Source organism: Cupriavidus sp. FW216-B1 (assembly GCF_058789195.1).
This window is the reverse complement of record NZ_JBYTEL010000003.1, coordinates 473201-494116: the sequence shown is the minus strand read 5'-3', so window position 1 is coordinate 494116 and position 20916 is coordinate 473201. Positions and strand designations below refer to the sequence as shown.

Sequence of the window (20916 nt, the reverse complement as noted above, 5' to 3'; positions counted from 1 at the left end):
CTGGCGATGTCCAGCCGTTTTTTTGTTTACACTGCGCGAGTCCCGGCCCGGCGCCGCGGCGCGCCTCCAGGGGCCGCGCCGCCGCCGGCCCCCCCGATACCGACCCCAGCCATGCGCGCACGCCGCCGCATGCGCAATGCAAGGAGAAGACATGCAAGCCATCGAAATCCGCGAATACGGCGCCCCCGAGGTCCTGCAGCTGACGCAGCGCCCCGATCCCGAGGTCCGCGCGGGCGAGATCCTGATCCGCGTGAGCGCCGCCGGCGTCAACCGCCCCGACGTGTTCCAGCGCACCGGCAACTACCCGGTGCCGCCGGGCGCGTCCGATCTGCCCGGCCTGGAAGTGGCAGGCGTGGTGGCCGGCGGCGACCTCGCGCATGCCGACAACCGCTTCGGCCTCAAGCTCGGCGACCGCGTGTGCGCGCTGGTGCAGGGCGGCGGCTACGCCGAGCTGTGCGCGGCGCCCGCGGCGCAGTGCCTGCCAGTGCCGGCGGGCTTGTCGGACGTCGAGGCGGCGGCCCTGCCCGAGACCTTCTTCACGGTGTGGAGCAACGTGTTCGACCGCGGCTACCTCGGGCGCGGCCCGCTCGGCAAGGACGAGACCCTGCTGATCCAGGGCGGCTCGAGCGGCATCGGCACCACCGCCATCCAGATCGCCAAGGCGCTCGGCCACAAGGTCTTCGTGACCGCCGGCAGCATCGAGAAATGCCGCGCCTGCGAGGCGCTCGGCGCCGACCGCGCCATCAACTACAAGACCGAGGACTTCGTCGCCGAGGTCAAGGCGCTGACCGGCGGGCGCGGCGCCGACGTCATCCTCGACATGGTGGCCGGCCCCTACCTCGCGCGCGAGCTGGCCTGCGTGGCCGACGACGGCCGCATCGTCATCATCGCGCTGCTGGGCGGCGCCAAGGCCGAGATCCCGCTGGCCGACATCCTGCGCCGGCGCATCACCGTGACTGGCTCGACGCTGCGCCCGCGCCCGGTGGCGTTCAAGGGCGAGATCGCGCAGGCGCTGCACCGGCACGTGTGGCCGCTGCTGGCCGCCGGCAAGATCAAGCCGGTGATCCACCAGACCTTCCCGGCGGCGCAGGCCGCCGACGCGCACCGCCTGATGGAGTCCAGCGAGCACATCGGCAAGATCGTGCTGACCTGGTAAGGGACGGCGGGGCAGGGCGCGGGGCGCTTCCCAGGGCCGGTCCAGGGCCGCTCTGGTGGCGTAGGGCCCGCGCCCGCGCTACAATAGCGGGTTTTATCGAGAGAGGCGCTCCGTGAGACAAAAGCTCGTCATCGGCAACTGGAAGATGCACGGCAGCCTGGCCGCCAACGCGGCCCTGCTGGCAGGTATCAAGGCCGCACCGGCCCGCGCCCGCCTGGCGGTGTGCGCGCCGTTCCCGTACCTGGCGCAGTGCCAGTCGCTGCTGGCCGGCACGGCCGTGGCGTGGGGCGCGCAGGACGTCTCGGCCGAGGCGCGCGGCGCGTTCACCGGCGAGGTGGCGGCTTCGATGCTGGCCGAATTCGGCGTTTCCTACGTCCTGGTCGGGCATTCGGAGCGCCGCGGCTATCATGGCGAGACCGATGCCGTGGTGGCCGCCAAGGCGGTGCGCGCGCTCGAGTCCGGCATCGTGCCGGTGGTGTGCGTGGGCGAGACCCTGGCGCAGCGCGAGGCGGGCGAGACCGAGGCGGTGGTCGGCCGCCAGCTCGACGCCGTGCTGGCGGCGCTGTCGGCCGAGCAGCTCGCGCGCGTCGTGCTGGCCTACGAGCCGGTCTGGGCGATCGGCACCGGCAAGACCGCCAGCAGCGCGCAGGCCCAGGCCGTGCACGCATTCCTGCGCGGCCGCGTGGCGGCGCGCGACGCCGGCGTGGCGGCCGGCATGGCCATGTTGTACGGCGGCAGCGTCAAGCCGGACAACGCGGCAGAACTGTTTTCCATGCCCGACATCGACGGGGGCCTCATCGGAGGCGCCGCGCTGAAGTCGGACGATTTCCTCGCGATCGGCAACGCCTGAATGCCGGCCGCTCACATGGTCTGATCAGGCAAGCGAATCGAACCAAATGGCAATTTTCAAAACTTTGTTGGTAGTGGCGCAGGTACTGTCCGCGCTTGGCGTGATCGGTCTGGTGCTGCTGCAGCATGGCAAGGGCGCGGACGTCGGCGCGGCGTTCGGCTCGGGCGCCTCGGGCAGCCTGTTCGGCGCCACCGGCTCGGCCAACTTCCTGTCGCGCACCACGGCCGTGCTGGCGTCGCTGTTCTTCATCTGCACGCTGAGCCTGACGCTGATGGGCAACTACCGTCCCACTGCCTCGCTGGGCGTGATGGGCGCCGCTCCGCAGTCGGCGCCGGCACCCGCCGCGGCGGCTTCGGCCCCCGCTGCGCCGACCGTGGCAGCCTCCGGCGCAGCCGCGCCCGCAGTACCGAAATAATCAAGCGGCCTTGCGACGGATTCTTGAAGATTTTTGTAGTTGTGCGTTGAACAAAACAAGAATTTTGGGTTAGAATGCAAGGCTTGAAACGATCCCCCAGCGACGGGGCTCCAGCCAGGATCAAGGTATCCCAGCCAGAGTTCCGAAGGGTGTAAAAACCCTGGGCCCCAAGGCCAGCGCCAGGCAATATTGTTTCTCCCCCAGCCGACGTGGTGAAATTGGTAGACACGCTATCTTGAGGGGGTAGTGGCGAAAGCTGTGCGAGTTCGAGTCTCGCCGTCGGCACCAAACAACTTGATCGGGGCGTGGAGTCCGGAGAGCATCCCGGCTTCGTGCCCCGGCCAGTCCGCAAGGCGGCGTCGTAATTTCTACGGAATGGCGCTTGGGGTGGGCAACAGGTCGCCGCTAGCTGCTGGTGCTGTTGACAACATTCCAGATAAGGCTGGCCGTACCTTGAATCTCGAAGCCTACTTCCCCGTCCTCATCTTCATCATCTTCGGTGTCGTGCTCGGCGTGGCATTGATGTCGATCGGCCGGATCCTCGGCCCCAACAAACCCGACCCCGCGAAGCTCTCTCCCTACGAGTGCGGCTTCGAAGCGTTCGAGGACGCGCGCATGAAGTTCGACGTGCGCTACTACCTCATCGCTATCCTGTTCATCCTGTTCGATCTCGAAACTGCCTTCCTTTTCCCGTGGGGTGTAGCCCTGCGCGAGATCGGCTGGCCGGGATTCTTCTCCATGGGCGTGTTTCTGCTGGAATTCATCGTGGGCTTCGTCTACATCTGGAAAAAAGGCGCGCTCGATTGGGAGTGATGTGAAATGGCAATCGAAGGCGTTCTCAATGAAGGCTTCGTCACGACTACCGCTGACAAGCTGATCAACTGGACCCGCACCGGGTCGCTCTGGCCGATGACCTTCGGCCTGGCCTGCTGTGCCGTGGAAATGATGCATGCCGGCGCGGCACGCTACGACCTGGACCGCTTCGGCGTGGTGTTCCGCCCGTCGCCGCGCCAGTCCGACGTGATGATCGTGGCCGGCACGCTGTGCAACAAGATGGCCCCCGCGCTGCGCAAGGTCTACGACCAGATGGCGGAGCCGCGCTGGGTGATCTCGATGGGGTCGTGCGCGAATGGCGGCGGCTACTATCACTACTCGTATTCCGTGGTGCGCGGCTGCGATCGCATCGTGCCGGTGGACATCTACGTGCCGGGTTGCCCGCCGACGGCCGAAGCGCTGATCTACGGCGTCATCCAGCTGCAGAACAAGATCCGTCGCACCAATACCATCGCGCGCAAGGGCTGACATGGCGAACCTCGATACCCTGAAGGCCGCGCTCGAAAAGACATTGGGCAAGCGTATCCAGAAACTCGTCGAGGCGGTAGGGGAGCTAACCCTGATCGTCAAGGCCGACGACTACCTGGAAACCGCGCTGATGCTGCGCGACGATCCCTCGCTGCGCTTCGAGCAGTTGCTCGACGTGGCCGGCGTCGATTACTCCGCGTACGGCGACGGTGCCTGGGACGGCCCCCGTTTCGCCGCGGTGACGCACCTGCTGTCGATCACCCATAACTGGCGCCTGCGCGTGCGCGTGTTCGCGCCCGACGACGACGTGCCCGTGGTGCCGTCGCTGAACGACGTCTGGAACTCGGCCAACTGGTTCGAGCGCGAAGCGTTCGACTTCTTCGGCATCGTATTCGAAGGCCATAACGACCTGCGCCGCCTGCTGACCGACTACGGTTTCGTCGGCCACCCGTTCCGCAAGGACTTCCCGGTGTCGGGCTTCGTCGAAATGCGCTACGACCCCGAGCAGAAGCGGGTGATCTATCAACCCGTGACCATCGAGCCGCGTGAAATCACGCCGCGCGTGATCCGGGAAGAGAACTACGGCGGCTTGCAGCACTGAGAAGCGCAATGGCAGACATCAAGAACTACACCCTGAACTTCGGCCCGCAGCACCCGGCGGCACACGGCGTGCTGCGCCTCGTGCTCGAGCTCGACGGCGAAGTGATCCAGCGCGCCGACCCGCACATCGGCCTGCTGCACCGTGCCACCGAGAAGCTGGCGGAGCAGAAGACCTGGATCCAGAGCGTGCCGTACATGGACCGCCTCGACTACGTGTCGATGATGGTCAACGAGCATGCCTACGTGATGGCGATCGAGAAGCTGCTCGACGTCGACGTGCCCATCCGCGCGCAGTACATTCGCGTGATGTTCGACGAGATCACGCGCCTGCTGAACCACCTGATGTGGATCGGCGCGCATGCGCTCGACGTGGGCGCGATGGCGGTGTTCCTGTACGCGTTCCGCGAACGCGAAGACATGTTCGACATGTACGAGGCGGTGTCGGGCGCGCGCATGCACGCGGCCTACTACCGTCCGGGCGGTGTGTACCGCGACCTGCCCGACACGATGCCGCAATACAAGGCGTCGAAGATCCACAACGAGCGCGCCATCAAGGCCATGAACGAAGCGCGTTCGGGCTCGCTGCTGGACTTCATCGAGGACTTCACCAACCGCTTCCCGAAGTACGTCGACGAATACGAGACGCTGCTGACGGACAACCGGATCTGGAAGCAGCGCCTGGTCGGCATCGGCGTGGTGAGCCCCGAGCGCGCGCTGCAGATGGGCTTCACCGGCCCGATGCTGCGCGGCTCCGGCATCGAGTGGGACCTGCGCAAGAAGCAGCCCTACGAGGTGTACGACCGCATGGACTTCCAGGTGCCGGTGGGCGTGGGCGGCGACTGCTACGCACGCTACCTGGTGCGCGTGGAAGAGATGCGCCAGTCCAACCACATCATCAGGCAGTGCATCGACTGGCTGCGCCGCAACCCGGGCCCGGTGATGAGCGACAACCACAAGGTGACGCCGCCGGCGCGCGTGGACATGAAGTCGAACATGGAAGAGCTGATCCACCATTTCAAGCTCTTCACCGAAGGTATCCACGTGCCCGAAGGCGAAGCCTACGCGGCGGTGGAGCACCCGAAGGGCGAGTTCGGCATCTACGCGATCTCCGACGGCGCGAACAAGCCGTACCGCCTGAAGATCCGGGCGCCGGGCTTTGCCCATCTGGCAGCCCTCGACGAAATGGCCAAGGGCCACATGATTGCAGACGCGGTAACGATCATCGGCACGCAGGACATCGTCTTCGGCGAGATCGACCGCTAACAGGAGCCGCCGGCCCCGGACGACGATCCGGGCGCCCCTGGCCGGAATCCGGGCAAGGCCCGCGTCCGGCCACGGGAAACCTGCGGTGGGCCAGGCATGCTCCGACATGCGGGCCGCAACGGCAGCGACGGCTGCAAACCTGCGCAATGCGCGCCACGTGGCGGGCATGAACGCAAATGACTCGGCGTATTACAGCAACGACCATGCTATCAGCAGAAGCTCTCAAGGAAATCGATCGCGCGATCGCCAAGTATCCGGCTGACCAGAAGCAGTCGGCCGTGATGGCGGCGCTGGCCGTGGCACAGGGCGAAGTGGGCTGGGTCTCTCCGGAAGTCATGCAGTTCGTCGCCAGCTACCTCGACATGCCCCCGGTGTGGGTCGAGGAAGTCGCGACCTTCTACAACATGTACGACACCAAGCCGGTCGGCAAGTACAAGCTGACGGTCTGCACCAACCTGCCCTGCGCCCTGTCGGGCGGCGAGCGGGCCGGCGAGTATCTCAAGCGCAAGCTCGGCATCGACTACAACGAAACCACTCCGTGCGGCACCTTCACGCTCAAGGAAGGCGAATGCATGGGCGCCTGCGGCGACGCGCCGGTGATGATCGTCAACAACACCCGCATGTGCAGCTTCATGAGCGACGCCAAGCTCGATGCGCTGGTCGACGAGCTCAAGGCCACCGAAGCCGCCAAGGGGGACAAGTAACATGACCTCTCTGCACGACCGCCACATCAAGCCGCTGATCCTGGCCGGCCTCGACGGCAGCAACTGGCACCTCGAAGACTACGTCAAGCGCGGCGGCTACCAGCAGCTGCGGCGCATCCTGACCGAGAAGGTCACGCCCGAGCAGGTGATCGCGGACGTCAAGGCCTCGGGCCTGCGCGGGCGCGGCGGCGCGGGCTTCCCCACCGGCCTGAAGTGGAGCTTCATGCCGCGCCAGTTCCCGGGCCAGAAGTACCTGGTCTGCAATACCGACGAGGGCGAGCCCGGCACCTTCAAGGACCGCGACATCATCCGCTACAACCCGCACGCGCTGATCGAGGGCATGGCCATCGGCGCGTACGCGATGGGCATCACCGTGGGCTACAACTACATCCACGGCGAGATCTGGAACGAATACCGGATCTTCGAGCAGGCGCTCGAGGAAGCGCGCGCGGCGGGTTTCCTGGGCGACGACATCCTGGGCTCGGGCTTCAACTTCCAGCTGCATGCCCACCACGGCTACGGCGCGTACATCTGCGGCGAGGAAACCGCGCTGCTCGAATCGCTGGAAGGCAAGAAAGGCCAGCCGCGCTTCAAGCCGCCGTTCCCGGCCAGCTTTGGCCTGTACGGCAAGCCGACCACCATCAACAACACCGAGACCTTCGCCGCGGTGCCGTTCCTGCTGGGCGTCGGCCCGGACAACTACCTGAAGATGGGCAAGCCGAACAACGGCGGCACCAAGATCTTCTCGGTGTCCGGCGACGTCGAGCGCCCCGGCAACTACGAGATCCCGCTGGGCACGCCGTTCTCGGCGCTGCTGGAGCTCGCCGGCGGCATGCGCGGCGGCAAGCGCATCAAGGCGGTGATTCCGGGCGGCTCGTCCGCGCCGGTGGTGCCGGGCGACCTGATGATGGCGTCCGACATGGACTACGACTCGATCTCCAAGGCCGGCTCGATGCTGGGCTCGGGCGCGGTGATCGTGATGGACGAGACGCGCTGCATGGTCCGCTCGCTGCTGCGCCTGTCGTACTTTTACTTCGAAGAATCGTGCGGCCAGTGCACGCCGTGCCGCGAAGGCACGGGCTGGCTCTACCGCATGGTGAATCGCATCGAACACGGGGAAGGGCGCCAGGAAGACCTGGACCTGCTCAATAACGTCGCTGAAAACATCATGGGCCGCACCATCTGCGCGCTCGGTGATGCGGCAGCGATGCCGGTCCGCGGCATGCTCAAGCACTACTGGAAAGAGTTCGAGTATCACGTCGAACACAAGCAGTGCATGGTTCCGGCCTACATCTAAGCGTGGCAGAACATGGTTGAACTCGAGATCGACGGCAAGAAGGTTGAGGTTGCTGAAGGCAGCCTGGTGATGGAAGCGGCCCGCAAGCTGGGCACCTACATCCCGCACTTCTGCTACCACCGCAAATTGTCCATCGCGGCCAACTGCCGCATGTGCCTGGTCGAGGTCGAAAAGGCGCCCAAGGCGCTGCCGGCCTGCGCCACTCCCGTCACCCCGGGCATGAAGGTCTTCACCAATTCGGAGAAGGCGGTCAAGGCCCAGAAGTCGGTGATGGAATTCCTGCTGATCAACCACCCGCTGGACTGCCCGATCTGCGATCAGGGCGGCGAGTGCCAGTTGCAGGATCTGGCGGTCGGCTACGGCGGCTCGGAATCGCGCTACAAGGAAGAGAAGCGCGTGGTGTTCCACAAGAGCGTGGGCCCGCTGATCTCGATGGAAGAGATGACGCGCTGCATCCACTGCACCCGCTGCGTGCGCTTCGGCCAGGAAGTGGCCGGCGTGATGGAGCTGGGCATGCTCAACCGCGGCGAGCACTCGGAAATCACCACGTTCGTGGGCCAGACGGTCGACTCCGAGCTGTCGGGCAACATGATCGACCTGTGCCCGGTCGGCGCGCTGACCAGCAAGCCGTTCCGCTACTCGGCCCGCACCTGGGAACTGGCGCGCCGCAAGTCGGTGTCGCCGCATGACGGCCTCGGCGCCAACCTCGTGGTGCAGACCAAGAACCAGCGCGTGATGCGCGTGCTGCCGCTGGAAAACGAAGACGTCAACGAGTGCTGGCTGTCCGACAAGGACCGCTTCTCGTACGAAGGCCTGAACAGCGCCGACCGTCTCACCAAGCCGCTGCTCAAGCAGGGCGGCGAGTGGATGGAAACCGACTGGCAGACCGCGCTGGAATACGTGGCCAACGGCCTGGCCGGCATCAAGCGCGAGCACGGCGCCGACCAGATCGCCGCGCTGGCCAGCCCGCACAGCACGCTGGAGGAACTCCACCTGCTGGGCAAGCTGGTGCGCGGCCTGGGCAGCGACAACGTCGACTTCCGCCAGCGCCAGACCGATTTCTCGGCCACCGTGAAGGGCGCGCCGTGGCTGGGCCTGCCGATCGCCGAAGTCTCCGCGCTGCAGCGCGTGCTGGTGATCGGCTCGGCCCTGCGCAAGGACCACCCGCTGCTGGCCGCGCGTCTGCGCCAGGCCGGCAAGAAGGGCGCCCGCGTGGCCGTGCTCGGCGCCAACGCCGACGACCTGCTGATGCCGCTGGCCGCCCGCATCGACGCGGCGCCGTCCGCCTGGGCCGCGGCCCTGGCCGGCGTGGCCCGCGCGGTGGCCGCCGCCAAGGGCGTGGCCGCACCGGCCGGCACTGACGGCTTCGACGGCGACGACAAGGCCAGGCTGATCGCCGACGCGCTGCTGTCGGGCGAGCGCCGCGCTGTGTTCCTCGGCAACGAGGCCGTGCGCCATCCGCAGTTCGCCACGCTGCACGCGCTGGCGCAGTGGATCGCCACCGAGACCGGCGCCACGCTGGGCTTCCTGACCGAAGCCGCCAACACCGTGGGCGGCCACATCGCCGGCGCGCTGCCGCAGAACGGCGGCGCCAACGCGCAGGCCATGTTCGCCACCCCGCGCCGCGCCTACGTGCTGCTCAACGCCGAACCCGAGTTCGACGCCGCCAACCCGCGCCAGGCCCTGGCCGCGCTGGGCCAGGCCGGCACCGTGGTGGTGCTGTCGCCGTTCCGCTCGGAAGCCGCGCTGCAATACGCCGACGTGATCCTGCCGGTGACGCCGTACACCGAGACCGCCGGCACCTTCGTCAACTGCGAAGGCCTGCCGCAGAGCTTCAACGGCGTGGTGCGCGCGCTCGGCGACGCGCGTCCGGCCTGGAAGGTCCTGCGCGTGCTGGGCAACCTGCTCGACGTGCCGGGCTTCGACTACGAGACCGCCGAGAACGTGCGCGACGACGTGCTGGCCAGGCCGGTCGCGGCGCAGCTGAGCAACGCCACCGACGCCGCCATCCGCGTGAGCGCGGCCGCCGGCGGCATCGAGCGCGTCGCCGACGTGCCGATCTACCACGCCGACCCGATCGTGCGCCGCGCGGACTCGCTGCAACTGACCGCCGCCGCGCGCCGCGCCATGCAGGCCGGCCTGTCGGCCGACCTGTTCGCCGCGCTCGGCGTGCAGGCCGGCGACCCGGTGCGCGTGACGCAGGGGCAGGGCAGCGTGGTGCTGCCGGCGGCGCTGGAAGCGGCGCTGCCCGCCGGCACCGTGCGCGTATCCGCGGGCACCGTCGCCGCGGCCAGCCTGGACGCCACGTCGGGCACCGTCACCGTTGAGAAAGCCATCGACCTGGCCAGCGCCGCGAAGGGCGCGGCCGAGCCGGCGGCCACGGCATAAGAAGAGCGAGAAAGAAACATGATCGACTGGATTACCTCGCAAGGGCAGAATCTCTTCGGCGGCGCCTGGACGCCGCTGTGGATCCTGATTCGCGCCGTGCTCATCGTGGTGCCGCTGCTGCTGTGCGTGGCCTACCTGATCCTGTGGGAGCGCAAGCTGATCGGCTGGATGCATGTGCGTATCGGCCCGAACCGGGTCGGCCCGCTCGGCCTGCTGCAGCCGATCGCCGACGTGCTCAAGCTGCTGCTCAAGGAAGTCATGATGCCGACGCAGGTCAGCCGGGGCATGTACCTGGTTGCCCCGCTGATGGTGCTGATGCCCGCCGTGGCGGTCTGGGCGGTGATCCCGTTCCAGGCCGAGGCGGTGATGGCCAACGTCAACGCCGGCCTGCTGTACGTGATGGCGATCAGCTCGGTCGGCGTGTACGGCGTGATCCTGGCCGGCTGGGCCTCGAACTCCAAGTACGCCTTCATCGGCGCCATGCGCGCCGCGGCGCAGATGGTGTCGTACGAAATCGCGATGGGCTTCGCCCTGGTGACGGTGCTGATGGTGTCGGGCAGCCTGAACCTGTCGGCCATCGTCAACACGCAGAACACCGGTTACTTCGCCGGCCTGGGCATCAACATCCTGTCCTGGAACTGGCTGCCGCTGCTGCCGATGTTCGGCGTCTACTTCATCTCCGGCGTGGCCGAGACCAACCGCCACCCGTTCGACGTGGTGGAAGGCGAATCGGAAATCGTGGCCGGCCACATGATCGAATATTCGGGCATGGCCTTCGCGCTGTTCTTCCTGGCCGAGTACATCAACATGATCATCATCTCGACGATGACCGCGCTGATGTTCCTGGGAGGCTGGGCGCCGCCGTTCTCGAGCTTCATCACCAATGCGATCCCGGGCTTCTTCTGGCTGCTGTTCAAGGTCTTCCTGCTGCTGTCGGTCTTCATCTGGCTGCGCGCGTCGTTCCCGCGCTACCGCTACGACCAGATCATGCGCCTGGGCTGGAAGGTCTTCATCCCGCTTACGGTGGGCTGGCTGATCATCGTCGCGATCTGGATCCGGTCGCCTTGGAATATCTGGCATTGAACGGCCAGGGCAGGTGCGCCGCCGTCCCCGGCGGCGCCCTGCGGAATCATTAGGAAGCAATCGTCATGCTGCTCGCCATCAAGGACTTCTTCAACAGCCTGCTCCTGAAGGAACTCTTCAAGGGCATGGCTCTGACCGGGCGCTATCTCTTCGCCCGCAAGGTCACGGTCCAGTTTCCCGAAGAGAAGACGCCGATCTCGCCGCGTTTCCGCGGCCTGCACGCGCTGCGCCGCTACCCCAACGGCGAAGAGCGCTGCATCGCCTGCAAGCTGTGCGAGGCGGTCTGCCCGGCGATGGCCATCACCATCGAGTCCGACGCGCGCGCCGACGGCACCCGCCGCACCACGCGCTACGACATCGACCTGACCAAGTGCATCTTCTGCGGCTTCTGCGAAGAGGCCTGCCCGGTCGACGCCATCGTCGAGACGCACATCCTCGAGTACCACGGCGAGAAGCGCGGCGACCTGTATTTCACCAAGGATCTGCTGCTGGCCGTGGGCGACCGCTACGAACCGCAGATCGCCGCGGCCAAGGCCGCCGACGCCAAGTACCGCTGAGCATCGCCCAAGGCGGAGCATTACAGGGCGTGCCGGCCGAATCTGGCTGGCGCTGCCAACGAACAAGTGAATCCGGCCCCGCTGGGGCCGACGAAAAGGATGCCGCAAGGGCAGGCCGCCGGAGGCGGCTTGTGCCGGAAGGCTCAAAGAGGATCCGACAGGAACCATGGAACTGACGACCACCATCTTCTACGTCTTTGCGCTGGTGCTGGTGCTCTCCGCACTGAAAGTCATCACCGCGAAGAACCCCGTGCACTCCGCACTGTTCCTCGTGCTGTCGTTCTTCACGGCCGCCGCGATCTGGATGCTGCTGAAGGCCGAATTCCTCGCCATCCTGCTGGTGCTGGTGTACGTGGGCGCCGTGATGGTGCTGTTCCTGTTCGTGGTGATGATGATCGACATCGACATCGAGCACCTGCGACGGGACTTCTGGACCTACGTGCCGCTGGCCTCGGTGGTCGGCGCGCTGATCATCGCCGAGATGGCCACCGTGCTGGTGCGCAACTTCATCGGCACCACCACGCCGCTGAACAACGTGGCGCAGGGCCCGGGCTACTCGAACACCGGCGCGCTCGGCAAGCTGATCTACACCGATTACATCTACGCCTTCGAAGTGGCCGGCATCATCCTGCTGGTGGCAATCATCGCCGCCGTCGCGCTGACGCTGCGCCGCCGCAAGGACAACAAGGCGCAGGACGTGGGCGAGCAGCTGCGCACCCGCCGCGAGGATCGCGTGCGCCTGGTCTCGATGCCCGCGGAAGCCAAGGCGCAGGACGCCGCCGCTGCCGCCAACAAGAACTGAAGCCCGGAGACACGCTGTGCTATCTCTCGCCCATTTCCTCGTGCTCGGTGCGATCCTCTTCGCCATCAGCATCGTTGGTATCTTCCTGAACCGCAAGAACGTGATCGTGCTGCTGATGGCGATCGAGTTGATGCTGCTCGCGGTCAACATGAACTTCGTCGCCTTCTCGCATTACCTCGGCGACCTGGCCGGTCAGGTTTTCGTTTTCTTCATCCTCACGGTGGCCGCGGCCGAGTCGGCAATCGGTCTGGCAATCCTGGTCGTGCTGTTCCGCAACCTGGACACGATCAACGTGGACGACATGGACACCCTCAAGGGCTGATCCGCATCGCCACGCCATGAATCAAGACTGTAATCCGACCGCACACCACTAAGCGTCCTATGGCAACCACGCTCGACCCCAACCTGCTACTGGCGATCCCGCTCGCACCGCTAGCCGGTGCAGCCATCGCCGGCCTGTTCGGCACCAAGTTCTTCAGCACGTTCTCCTCGGAGACGCGCGCTGGCCGCACGCTGGCCCACACCGTGACCATCCTCGGCGTGGCGATCTCCTGCCTGCTGTCGATCATCGTGCTGCTGGACGTGCTGAACGGCGCGAGCTTCAACGCCACGGTGTACGAGTGGATGACGATCGGCAGCCTCAAGATGGAAGTCGGCTTCCTGGTCGACTCGCTCACCGCGATGATGATGGTGGTGGTGACCTTCGTCTCGCTGATGGTGCACATCTACACCGTCGGCTACATGGCGGAAGATCCCGGCTACAACCGCTTCTTCGCCTACATCTCGCTGTTCACCTTCTCGATGCTCATGCTGGTCATGAGCAACAACTTCCTGCAGCTGTTCTTCGGCTGGGAAGCGGTGGGCCTGGTGTCGTACCTGCTGATTGGCTTCTGGTACACCCGGCCGACGGCGATCTTCGCCAACCTGAAGGCCTTCCTGGTCAACCGCGTCGGCGACTTCGGCTTCATCCTCGGCATCGGCCTGCTGCTGGCCTACAGCGGCAGCATGAACTACACCGACGTGTTCGCCGCGCGCGACCAGCTCGCCACGATCCTGTTCCCGGGCACCGACTGGATGATGATCACGGTGGCCTGCATCTGCCTGTTCATCGGCGCGATGGGCAAGTCGGCCCAGTTCCCGCTGCACGTGTGGCTGCCGGACTCGATGGAAGGCCCGACCCCGATCTCCGCGCTGATCCACGCCGCCACGATGGTGACGGCCGGCATCTTCATGGTCGCGCGCATGTCGCCGCTGTTCGAGCTGTCCGACACCGCGCTGTCCTTCGTGCTGGTGATCGGCGCGATCACCGCGCTGTTCATGGGCTTCCTGGGCATCATCCAGAACGACATCAAGCGCGTGGTGGCGTACTCCACGCTGTCGCAGCTCGGCTACATGACCGTGGCGCTGGGCGCGTCGGCCTACTCGGTGGCGGTGTTCCACCTGATGACCCACGCCTTCTTCAAGGCGCTGCTGTTCCTCGCGGCCGGCTCGGTCATCATCGGCATGCACCATGACCAGGACATCCGCAACATGGGCGGCCTGCGCAAGTACATGCCGATCACCTGGATCACCTCGCTGGTCGGTTCGCTGGCGCTGATCGGTACGCCGTTCTTCGCGGGCTTCTACTCCAAGGACTCGATCATCGAGGCGGTGGCGGAATCGCACATCGCCGGTTCGGGCTTCGCCTACTTCGCGGTGCTGGCCGGCGTGTTCGTCACGGCGTTCTACTCGTTCCGCATGTACTTCCTGGTGTTCCACGGCGAAGAGCGCTTCGGCAAGGCGCACGACGCGCACCATGCCCACGCGCACGGCCACGATGACCACGAGGAAGAGGAAGCCGGCCACGACGAGCACCATCACGGCCTGGCCCCGGGCCAGAAGCCGCACGAGTCGCCGTGGGTGGTGACGCTGCCGCTGGTCATGCTGGCCATCCCCTCGGTGGTGGTCGGCGCGTTCGCCATCGGCCCGATGCTGTTCGGCGACTTCTTCAAGAACGGCGTGGCCTTCAAGAACGTGATCTACGTCGGCGAGAACCATCATGCGATGGAAGAGCTGGCCGAAGCCTTCCACGGCTGGGTGGCGATGGGCCTGCACTCGCTGACCACGCCGGTGCTGTGGCTGGCCATCGCGGGCGTGGTGCTGTCGTGGTTCTTCTACATGAAGCGCCCGGACATCCCCGCCGCGATCAAGCAACGCTGCTCGGGCCTGTACACGCTGCTCGACAACAAGTACTACATGGACGCCATCAACGAGGCCGTGTTCGCGCGCGGCGCGCGCCTGCTGGGCACCGGCCTGTGGAAGGGCGGCGACCAGGGCCTGATCGACGGCCTGGTGGTCAACGGCGCGGCCCGCGTGGTGGGATGGTTCGCATCGGTCAGCCGCTACCTGCAGTCCGGCTACATCTACCACTACGCATTCGCCATGATCCTGGGCATGCTGGTGCTGCTGTCGCTGACGGTGTTCGGCACCTCGTTCGCCACGGTGGGCGCCAAGTAAGGAAAACAAGAAAATGGTTCTGTCTTTCGCTATCTGGCTGCCTATCTTCTTTGGCTTGCTAGTCCTTGCCTCCGGGTCTGACCGCAGTCGCTGCTACGTGCGCTGGATGGCGCTGTTCGGCTCGGTCGTCAGCTTCGTCGCCACGTTGCCCCTGGTCTTCCACTTCGACCGCTCCACGGCTGCCATGCAGTTCGTCGAGAAGTCGGCCTGGATCGAGCGCTTCAGCATCAACTACCACCTCGGCGTCGACGGCATCTCGATGTGGTTCGTGGTGCTGACGGCCTTCATCACGGTGATCGTGGTGATCTCGGCCTGGGAAGTGATCACCGAGCGCGTGGCCGAGTACATGGCCGCGTTCCTGATCCTGTCCGGCCTGATGGTCGGCGTGTTCAGCGCGCTCAACGGCATGCTGTTCTACGTGTTCTTCGAAGCCACCCTGATCCCGATGTACATCATCATCGGCGTGTGGGGCGGCCCGAACCGCGTGTACGCGGCCTTCAAGTTCTTCCTCTACACGCTGCTCGGCTCGCTGCTGACGCTGGTCGCGCTGCTGTACCTGTACAGCAAGACCGGCACCTTCGACATCCTCGAATGGCACCAGGCCAGGCTGTCGATGAACGAGCAGATCGGCCTGTTCATCGCCTTCTTCCTGGCCTTCGCGGTCAAGGTGCCGATGTGGCCGGTGCACACCTGGCTGCCCGACGCCCACGTGGAGGCGCCGACCGGCGGCTCGGTGGTGCTGGCCGCCATCATGCTGAAGCTGGGCGCCTACGGCTTCCTGCGGTTCTCGCTGCCGATCGCGCCCGACGCGAGCCACAGCCTGGCGGGGTTCATCATCGCCATCTCGCTGATCGCGGTGATCTACATCGGCCTGGTGGCGCTGGTGCAGGCCGACATGAAGAAGCTGGTGGCGTATTCGTCGATCGCCCACATGGGTTTCGTCACGCTCGGCTTCTTCATCTTCAACGAGATCGGCCTGGAAGGCGGCATCGTGCAGATGATCTCGCACGGCTTCGTCTCGGGCGCCATGTTCCTGTGCATCGGCGTGCTGTATGACCGCATGCACTCGCGCCAGATCGCCGACTACGGCGGCGTGGTGAACACCATGCCGAAGTTCGCCGCGCTGTCGGTGTTCTTCGCGATGGCCAACTGCGGCCTGCCGGCCACCTCGGGTTTCGTCGGCGAGTTCATGGTCATCCTGGGCGCGGTCAAGTTCAATTTCTGGATCGGCCTGCTGGCGGCCACCGCGCTGATCCTGGGCGCCGCCTATTCGCTGTGGATGGTCAAGCGCGTGATCTTCGGCGACGTGGTGAACAAGCACGTGGCCGAGCTGATCGACCTGAACAAGCGCGAGTTCTTCATGCTCGGCCTGCTGGCGATCATGACCCTGTACATGGGCCTGTATCCGAAACCCTTCACCGACGTCATGCACGCTTCCGTGGTGAACCTGCTGTCGCACGTGGCGCAGTCGAAGCTGTAATCGGGAAGAGAAACAAACATGCAACCGTCCTCGACACTGGCACCTGTGGCGCCAATCATCTTCCTGGCGATCTCGATTGCCGCGGTCAACTGGATCGACCTGGCGCGCGGGCGCAAGCGCACCAGCCTGGCCTATCCGCTGTCGCTGCTGATCACGCTGGTGCTGACCTTCTGGTTCGGCCTCAACGCCGCCGCCGGCGACACCCACTACGCGTTCTCCAACCTGGTGGTGGTGGATCCGATGGCCAACGTGCTGTCGGCGTTCTGCTCGGCCGCGCTGTTCATCACGCTGGTCTACACGCGCGGCTACCTGGCCCAGCGCGACATGTACAACGGCGAGTTCTACATGCTCGCGCTGTTCACGCTCGGCGGCCAGATCGTCATGATCACCGGCAACAACTTCCTGACCCTGTACCTGGGCCTGGAACTGCTGTCGCTGGCGTCCTACGCGCTGGTGGCCCTGCGCCGCGACAACCGCGTGACCTCCGAATCGGCCATCAAGTACTTCGTGCTCGGCGCGCTGGCCTCGGGCTTCCTGCTGTACGGCATGTCGATGCTGTACGGCGCCACCGGCTCGCTGAACCTCGGCGAAGTGTTCCGCGTGGTCGAGTCGGGCCGCGTCAACACCACCATGCTGGCCTTCGGCGTGGTCTTCATCGTGTCCGGCATCGCCTTCAAGATGGGCGCGGCGCCGTTCCACATGTGGATCCCGGACATCTACCAGGGCTCGCCGACCGCGGTGACGCTGCTGATCGCCGGCGCGCCGAAGCTGGCCGCGTTCGCGATGGCGCTGCGCCTGCTGGTCGAAGGCCTGCTGCCGCTGGCGGTGGACTGGCAGCTGATGCTGGTCGTGCTGGCCGTGGCCTCGCTGGCGATCGGCAACCTGACCGCCATCGTGCAGACCAACCTCAAGCGGATGCTGGCGTACTCCACCATCTCGCACATGGGCTTCCTGCTGCTGGGCATGCTGTCCGGCGTGGCCGGCGGCAGCGCCGAGGGCGCCGCCGGCGCCTACGGCGCGTCGATGTTCTACGCCGCGACCTACGTGCTGACCACGCTGGGCACCTTCGGCATCGTGCTGCTGCGCGCCGGCAAGGACTTCGAGGCCGAGACCCTGGACGACCTCAAGGGCCTGTCGCGCAAGAACCCGTGGTTCGCGCTGCTGATGCTGGTGATGATGTTCTCGCTGGCCGGCATCCCGCCGACCGTGGGCTTCTACGCCAAGCTGGCCGTGCTCGAGGCGGTGGTCAAGAGCGGCATGACCTGGCTGGCCGTGGTGGCGGTGCTGTTCTCGCTGATCGGCGCGTTCTACTACCTGCGCGTGGTCAAGCTGATGTACTTCGACGCGCCGGCCGACGAGCACAAGCTGGAATCGTCGTTCGGCCTGCGCTCGATGCTGAGCCTGAACGGCGCGCTCATCATCGGCCTGGGCCTGTTCCCGTCGGCGCTGATGAACCTGTGCTACCAGGCCATCCGCGCCACGCTGGCGTCGTGAAGTCAGGCGGCGCAGGCAGATGAGCTCGTCCGCGGCAGGCTGGTTTGTCATCTTGCTGGCACTTGTGTGTGCCAACCTGCCGTTCGTCAACCAGCGGCTGTTCGCCGTGATCCCGCTGCGCTTCGCCAGGAAGCCGCTGTGGGTCCGGCTGGCCGAGTTGATCACCTGGTACGTGTGCGCCGGCCTGGCCGGCTTCGCGGTGGAGGCGGGCCTCGGCAACGCCTTCCCGCAGGGCTGGCAGTTCTACGCCATCACCGCCTGCATGATGCTGGTGTTCGCCTTCCCCGGCTTCACCTGGCAATACCTCGTCAAACATCGCGCGGCCTGAGGCCCGGGCAGTGAAGGCGCCCGGCCGGCCGTGCCCGGACCCGGAGCTTTCATGAGCGACACGATGGACACGGCCGCGGCCGATGCCGGCCATGGCGATCCCGCCGCCGGCGACGATCTCGCCCTCAGGGAAACCTGCGTGGCCTCCGCCACGCTGCACCAGGGCAAATTCCTCACGCTCAGGCAGGACATCGTCAGGCTGCCCGACGGCAAGCATGCCGGGCGCGAGTACGTGCTGCATCCCGGCGCGGTGATGATGATCCCGCTGTTCGACGACGGCACCGTGCTGATGGAGCGGCAGTTCCGCTATCCGGTCGGCGAGGTGATGCTCGAATTCCCGGCCGGCAAGCTCGACCCCGAGGAAGGCGCGTTGCGCTGCGGCGAGCGCGAGCTGCGCGAGGAAACCGGCTACAGCGCGCGGCGCTGGGACTACCTCACGCGCATCCACCCGGTCATTTCCTACTCCACCGAGTTCATCGACATCTTCCTCGCGCGCGACCTGGCCGCGGGCGAGGCCGAGCTCGACGACGGCGAATTCCTGGAAACCTTCATCGTGCCCGCGGGGCAGGTGCTGGACTGGGTGCGCACCGGCCGCATCACCGACGTCAAGACCATCATCGGCGCGTTCTGGCTCGAGAAAGTGATCTCCGGTGCCTGGCAGCCCGGCGAACAGGCGCTGCCCGGCCCGCGCTGAGGCGCGCCGGCGCTTTCCCTGGCCGCATCCGGGCATGCCCGGCCATGCCCGGCGCGGCGCCGGGCATGCGCGTAGAATCCCATTCCTTAGCCGTGCGTGCGCGGCCATGCCCCGGCTTTTCCACCTTTTCCACCGTGCGGAACACGCGCGGGAGGCCGGCCGGGCAAGGTCGCAAAAGAATTAGCACGACCGTTCACAAAATTCCGTTTCGCGGATACTATAGCTTTCGACGGGCTGGAAACATCATGAAGGTGCTCGACCTGCGCTGCGCGCAAGACCATCGTTTCGAGGGCTGGTTTGCTTCGGAGGACGATGCGCAGGCGCAGATTTCGCAGAAACTCGTCCAATGCCCGATCTGCGCCGACCATGCCATCACCCGGCTGCCCAGCGCGCCGCGCCTGAACCTGTCCGGCGCGGCCGCCGCGCCAGCGGGCAGGGCGGCCGCCGGGGCGCAAGCCCCGGGCGCGGCTCCGGTGACGCTGCAATCGCTCTACATGAAGGCGGTGAAGCAGGTGCTGGCGCAGACGGAGGACGTGGGCGAGCGCTTTGCCGAGGAGGCCAGGCGCATGCATTACGACGAGGCGCCGGAACGCGGCATCCGCGGCACGGCGTCCCCCGACGAAGTGCAGGCGCTTGCCGAAGAGGGCATCGATACCTTCCAGCTCGTGGTGCCGGCTGCGCTCAAGCAGACGGCTCACTGAACAGCGTCCTGTGCCCGCGGCAGTGTCTTGCCGGCGCATGACGCGCTAGCAAGAACAATTGCCGGTCCCAAACCGGCATCACTGGAGACGGGCATGGATCTCAACTACTCGGCGGCCGACGATGCCTTCCGCGCGGAAGTGCGCGCCTGGCTGGAGGCCAATCTGCCGGCCGACATCAGCAGCAAGATTCTCAACCATCGCCGCCCCAGCCGCGACGACCTGGTGCGCTGGCACAAGCTGCTGGCCGGCCGCGGCTGGTCCGCGCCGCACTGGCCCGTGGAATATGGCGGCACCGGCTGGAATGCCACCCAGCGCCATATCTGGGACGAGGAAAATGCCCGCGTCGGCGCGCCCGGCGTGCTGCCCTTCGGCGTGGCGATGGTCGCGCCCGTGATCATGAAGTACGGCAGCGAAGCGCAGAAGCAGTACTACCTGCCGCGCATCCTGGACTGCACCGACTGGTGGTGCCAGGGCTACTCCGAGCCGGGCTCGGGCTCCGACCTGGCCTCGCTCAAGACCCGCGCCGAGCTGACCGCCGACGGCAAGCACTACATCGTCAACGGCCAGAAGACCTGGACCACGCTCGGCCAGCACGCCGACATGATCTTCTGCCTGGTGCGCACCGATCCCGAAGCCAAGAAGCAGGAGGGCATCTCGTTCCTGCTGATCGACATGAAGACGCCGGGCATCACCGTGCGCCCGATCATCATGCTCGACGAAGAGCACGAAGTGAACGAGGTGTTCTTCGACAACGTGCAGGTGCCGGTGGAAAACCGCGTCGGCGAGGAGAACCGCGGCTGGACCTACGCCAAGTACCTGCTCGGCCACGAGCGCACCGGCATCGCCCGCGTGGGCAACTCCAAGCGCGAACTGGGCTTCCTCAAGCGCGTGGCGAAGCAGCAGCAGAAGAACGGCCGCCCGCTGCTCGAAGACCCGCTGTTCGGCGCCAAGGTCGCCGCGCTGGAGATCGAGCTGATGGCGCTGGAGCTGACCGTGCTGCGCGTGGTGTCGAGCGAGAGCGCCGGCAAGGGCCCCGGCCCCGAGGCCTCGATGCTCAAGATCAAGGGCACCGAGATCCAGCAGATGCTGACCGAGCTGATGGTGGAGGCCGTCGGCCCCTACGCGCAGCCGTTCGACACCGCCTACCTGGAATGCGAGCACGACCACGCCGTCACCGGCTACGACGATGCCGCGCCGCTGGCCGCCTACTACTTCAACTATCGCAAGACCTCCATCTACGGCGGGTCCAACGAAATTCAGAAGAACATCATCAGCCAGATGATCCTGGGACTGTGAGGAGACACGCG

General features: G+C 66.1%; 21 protein-coding genes and 1 tRNA gene. All 22 read left to right on the top strand.

Going from position 1 to position 20916, the window contains the following annotated elements; translation table 11 throughout:
* The first annotated feature begins 151 nt into the window (after positions 1-151).
* The 22 genes from AC3WXD_RS11950 to AC3WXD_RS11845 all read left to right on the top strand — a co-directional run bounded on the left by AC3WXD_RS11950 (position 152) and on the right by AC3WXD_RS11845 (position 20905).
* Positions 152-1156: an NAD(P)H-quinone oxidoreductase gene (locus tag AC3WXD_RS11950; protein ID WP_020203627.1), complete on the top strand. Its 1005-nt coding sequence runs from the start codon at positions 152-154 to the stop codon at positions 1154-1156.
* 112 nt (positions 1157-1268) lie between these two features.
* Positions 1269-2006: a triose-phosphate isomerase gene (gene tpiA, locus AC3WXD_RS11945; RefSeq protein WP_492323763.1), complete on the top strand. Its 738-nt coding sequence runs from the start codon at positions 1269-1271 to the stop codon at positions 2004-2006.
* Between the two features lie 46 nt (positions 2007-2052).
* Entirely contained in the window at positions 2053-2421 is a 369-nt protein-coding gene (gene secG / locus AC3WXD_RS11940) for a preprotein translocase subunit SecG (RefSeq protein ID WP_029043743.1), read from the top strand.
* A 203-nt stretch (positions 2422-2624) separates the two neighbouring features.
* Positions 2625-2709: transfer RNA gene (locus AC3WXD_RS11935), tRNA-Leu, on the top strand.
* A gap of 165 nt (positions 2710-2874) precedes the next feature.
* Positions 2875-3234, top strand: coding sequence for an NADH-quinone oxidoreductase subunit A (locus AC3WXD_RS11930; protein ID WP_020203630.1), 360 nt, complete (start codon positions 2875-2877; stop codon positions 3232-3234).
* A gap of 6 nt (positions 3235-3240) precedes the next feature.
* Positions 3241-3723 (top strand): NuoB/complex I 20 kDa subunit family protein, encoded by a 483-nt coding sequence (locus AC3WXD_RS11925; RefSeq protein WP_020203631.1) that lies wholly within the window; start codon positions 3241-3243, stop codon positions 3721-3723.
* A 1-nt stretch (position 3724) separates the two neighbouring features.
* A complete protein-coding gene (locus tag AC3WXD_RS11920) occupies positions 3725-4324 on the top strand; it encodes an NADH-quinone oxidoreductase subunit C (RefSeq protein WP_020203632.1) in 600 nt (199 codons plus the stop codon).
* An 8-nt stretch (positions 4325-4332) separates the two neighbouring features.
* Positions 4333-5586, top strand: coding sequence for an NADH-quinone oxidoreductase subunit D (locus AC3WXD_RS11915; protein WP_020203633.1), 1254 nt, complete (start codon positions 4333-4335; stop codon positions 5584-5586).
* Positions 5587-5789: 203 nt separating this feature from the next.
* Positions 5790-6290 (top strand): NADH-quinone oxidoreductase subunit NuoE, encoded by a 501-nt coding sequence (gene nuoE, locus AC3WXD_RS11910; RefSeq protein WP_020203634.1) that lies wholly within the window; start codon positions 5790-5792, stop codon positions 6288-6290.
* 1 nt (position 6291) lies between these two features.
* Positions 6292-7587 carry an NADH-quinone oxidoreductase subunit NuoF gene (gene nuoF / locus AC3WXD_RS11905; protein WP_020203635.1) on the top strand — a complete coding sequence of 432 codons (1296 nt, stop codon included), beginning with the start codon at positions 6292-6294 and terminating at the stop codon, positions 7585-7587.
* Positions 7588-7599: 12 nt separating this feature from the next.
* The gene (gene nuoG, locus AC3WXD_RS11900; protein ID WP_492323762.1) at positions 7600-9975 is read left to right on the top strand and encodes an NADH-quinone oxidoreductase subunit NuoG; all 2376 of its coding nucleotides are present in this window, start codon (positions 7600-7602) and stop codon (positions 9973-9975) included.
* 18 nt (positions 9976-9993) lie between these two features.
* Positions 9994-11058 carry an NADH-quinone oxidoreductase subunit NuoH gene (nuoH, locus tag AC3WXD_RS11895; RefSeq protein ID WP_020203637.1) on the top strand — a complete coding sequence of 355 codons (1065 nt, stop codon included), beginning with the start codon at positions 9994-9996 and terminating at the stop codon, positions 11056-11058.
* Positions 11059-11123: 65 nt separating this feature from the next.
* Positions 11124-11615, top strand: a complete 492-nt coding sequence (nuoI, locus tag AC3WXD_RS11890; protein ID WP_020203638.1) for an NADH-quinone oxidoreductase subunit NuoI — start codon at positions 11124-11126, stop codon at positions 11613-11615.
* 166 nt (positions 11616-11781) lie between these two features.
* Positions 11782-12417, top strand: a complete 636-nt coding sequence (locus AC3WXD_RS11885; RefSeq protein WP_020203639.1) for an NADH-quinone oxidoreductase subunit J — start codon at positions 11782-11784, stop codon at positions 12415-12417.
* Between the two features lie 16 nt (positions 12418-12433).
* On the top strand, positions 12434-12739 hold the full coding sequence (nuoK, locus tag AC3WXD_RS11880) for an NADH-quinone oxidoreductase subunit NuoK (protein WP_006156828.1): 306 nt from the start codon (positions 12434-12436) through the stop codon (positions 12737-12739).
* Between the two features lie 59 nt (positions 12740-12798).
* A complete protein-coding gene (gene nuoL / locus AC3WXD_RS11875) occupies positions 12799-14913 on the top strand; it encodes an NADH-quinone oxidoreductase subunit L (protein ID WP_020203641.1) in 2115 nt (704 codons plus the stop codon).
* A gap of 13 nt (positions 14914-14926) precedes the next feature.
* The gene (locus tag AC3WXD_RS11870) at positions 14927-16393 is read left to right on the top strand and encodes an NADH-quinone oxidoreductase subunit M (protein ID WP_029043744.1); all 1467 of its coding nucleotides are present in this window, start codon (positions 14927-14929) and stop codon (positions 16391-16393) included.
* A gap of 18 nt (positions 16394-16411) precedes the next feature.
* The gene (gene nuoN, locus AC3WXD_RS11865) at positions 16412-17887 is read left to right on the top strand and encodes an NADH-quinone oxidoreductase subunit NuoN (RefSeq protein WP_029043745.1); all 1476 of its coding nucleotides are present in this window, start codon (positions 16412-16414) and stop codon (positions 17885-17887) included.
* Between the two features lie 19 nt (positions 17888-17906).
* The gene (locus tag AC3WXD_RS11860) at positions 17907-18215 is read left to right on the top strand and encodes a DUF2818 family protein (protein WP_020203644.1); all 309 of its coding nucleotides are present in this window, start codon (positions 17907-17909) and stop codon (positions 18213-18215) included.
* Positions 18216-18278: 63 nt separating this feature from the next.
* The gene (locus tag AC3WXD_RS11855; protein ID WP_454732452.1) at positions 18279-18908 is read left to right on the top strand and encodes an NUDIX domain-containing protein; all 630 of its coding nucleotides are present in this window, start codon (positions 18279-18281) and stop codon (positions 18906-18908) included.
* A 245-nt stretch (positions 18909-19153) separates the two neighbouring features.
* A complete protein-coding gene (locus AC3WXD_RS11850; RefSeq protein ID WP_020203646.1) occupies positions 19154-19609 on the top strand; it encodes a DUF1178 family protein in 456 nt (151 codons plus the stop codon).
* A 93-nt stretch (positions 19610-19702) separates the two neighbouring features.
* Positions 19703-20905: an acyl-CoA dehydrogenase family protein gene (locus AC3WXD_RS11845; RefSeq protein ID WP_454731215.1), complete on the top strand. Its 1203-nt coding sequence runs from the start codon at positions 19703-19705 to the stop codon at positions 20903-20905.
* The last annotated feature ends 11 nt before the right edge of the window (positions 20906-20916 follow it).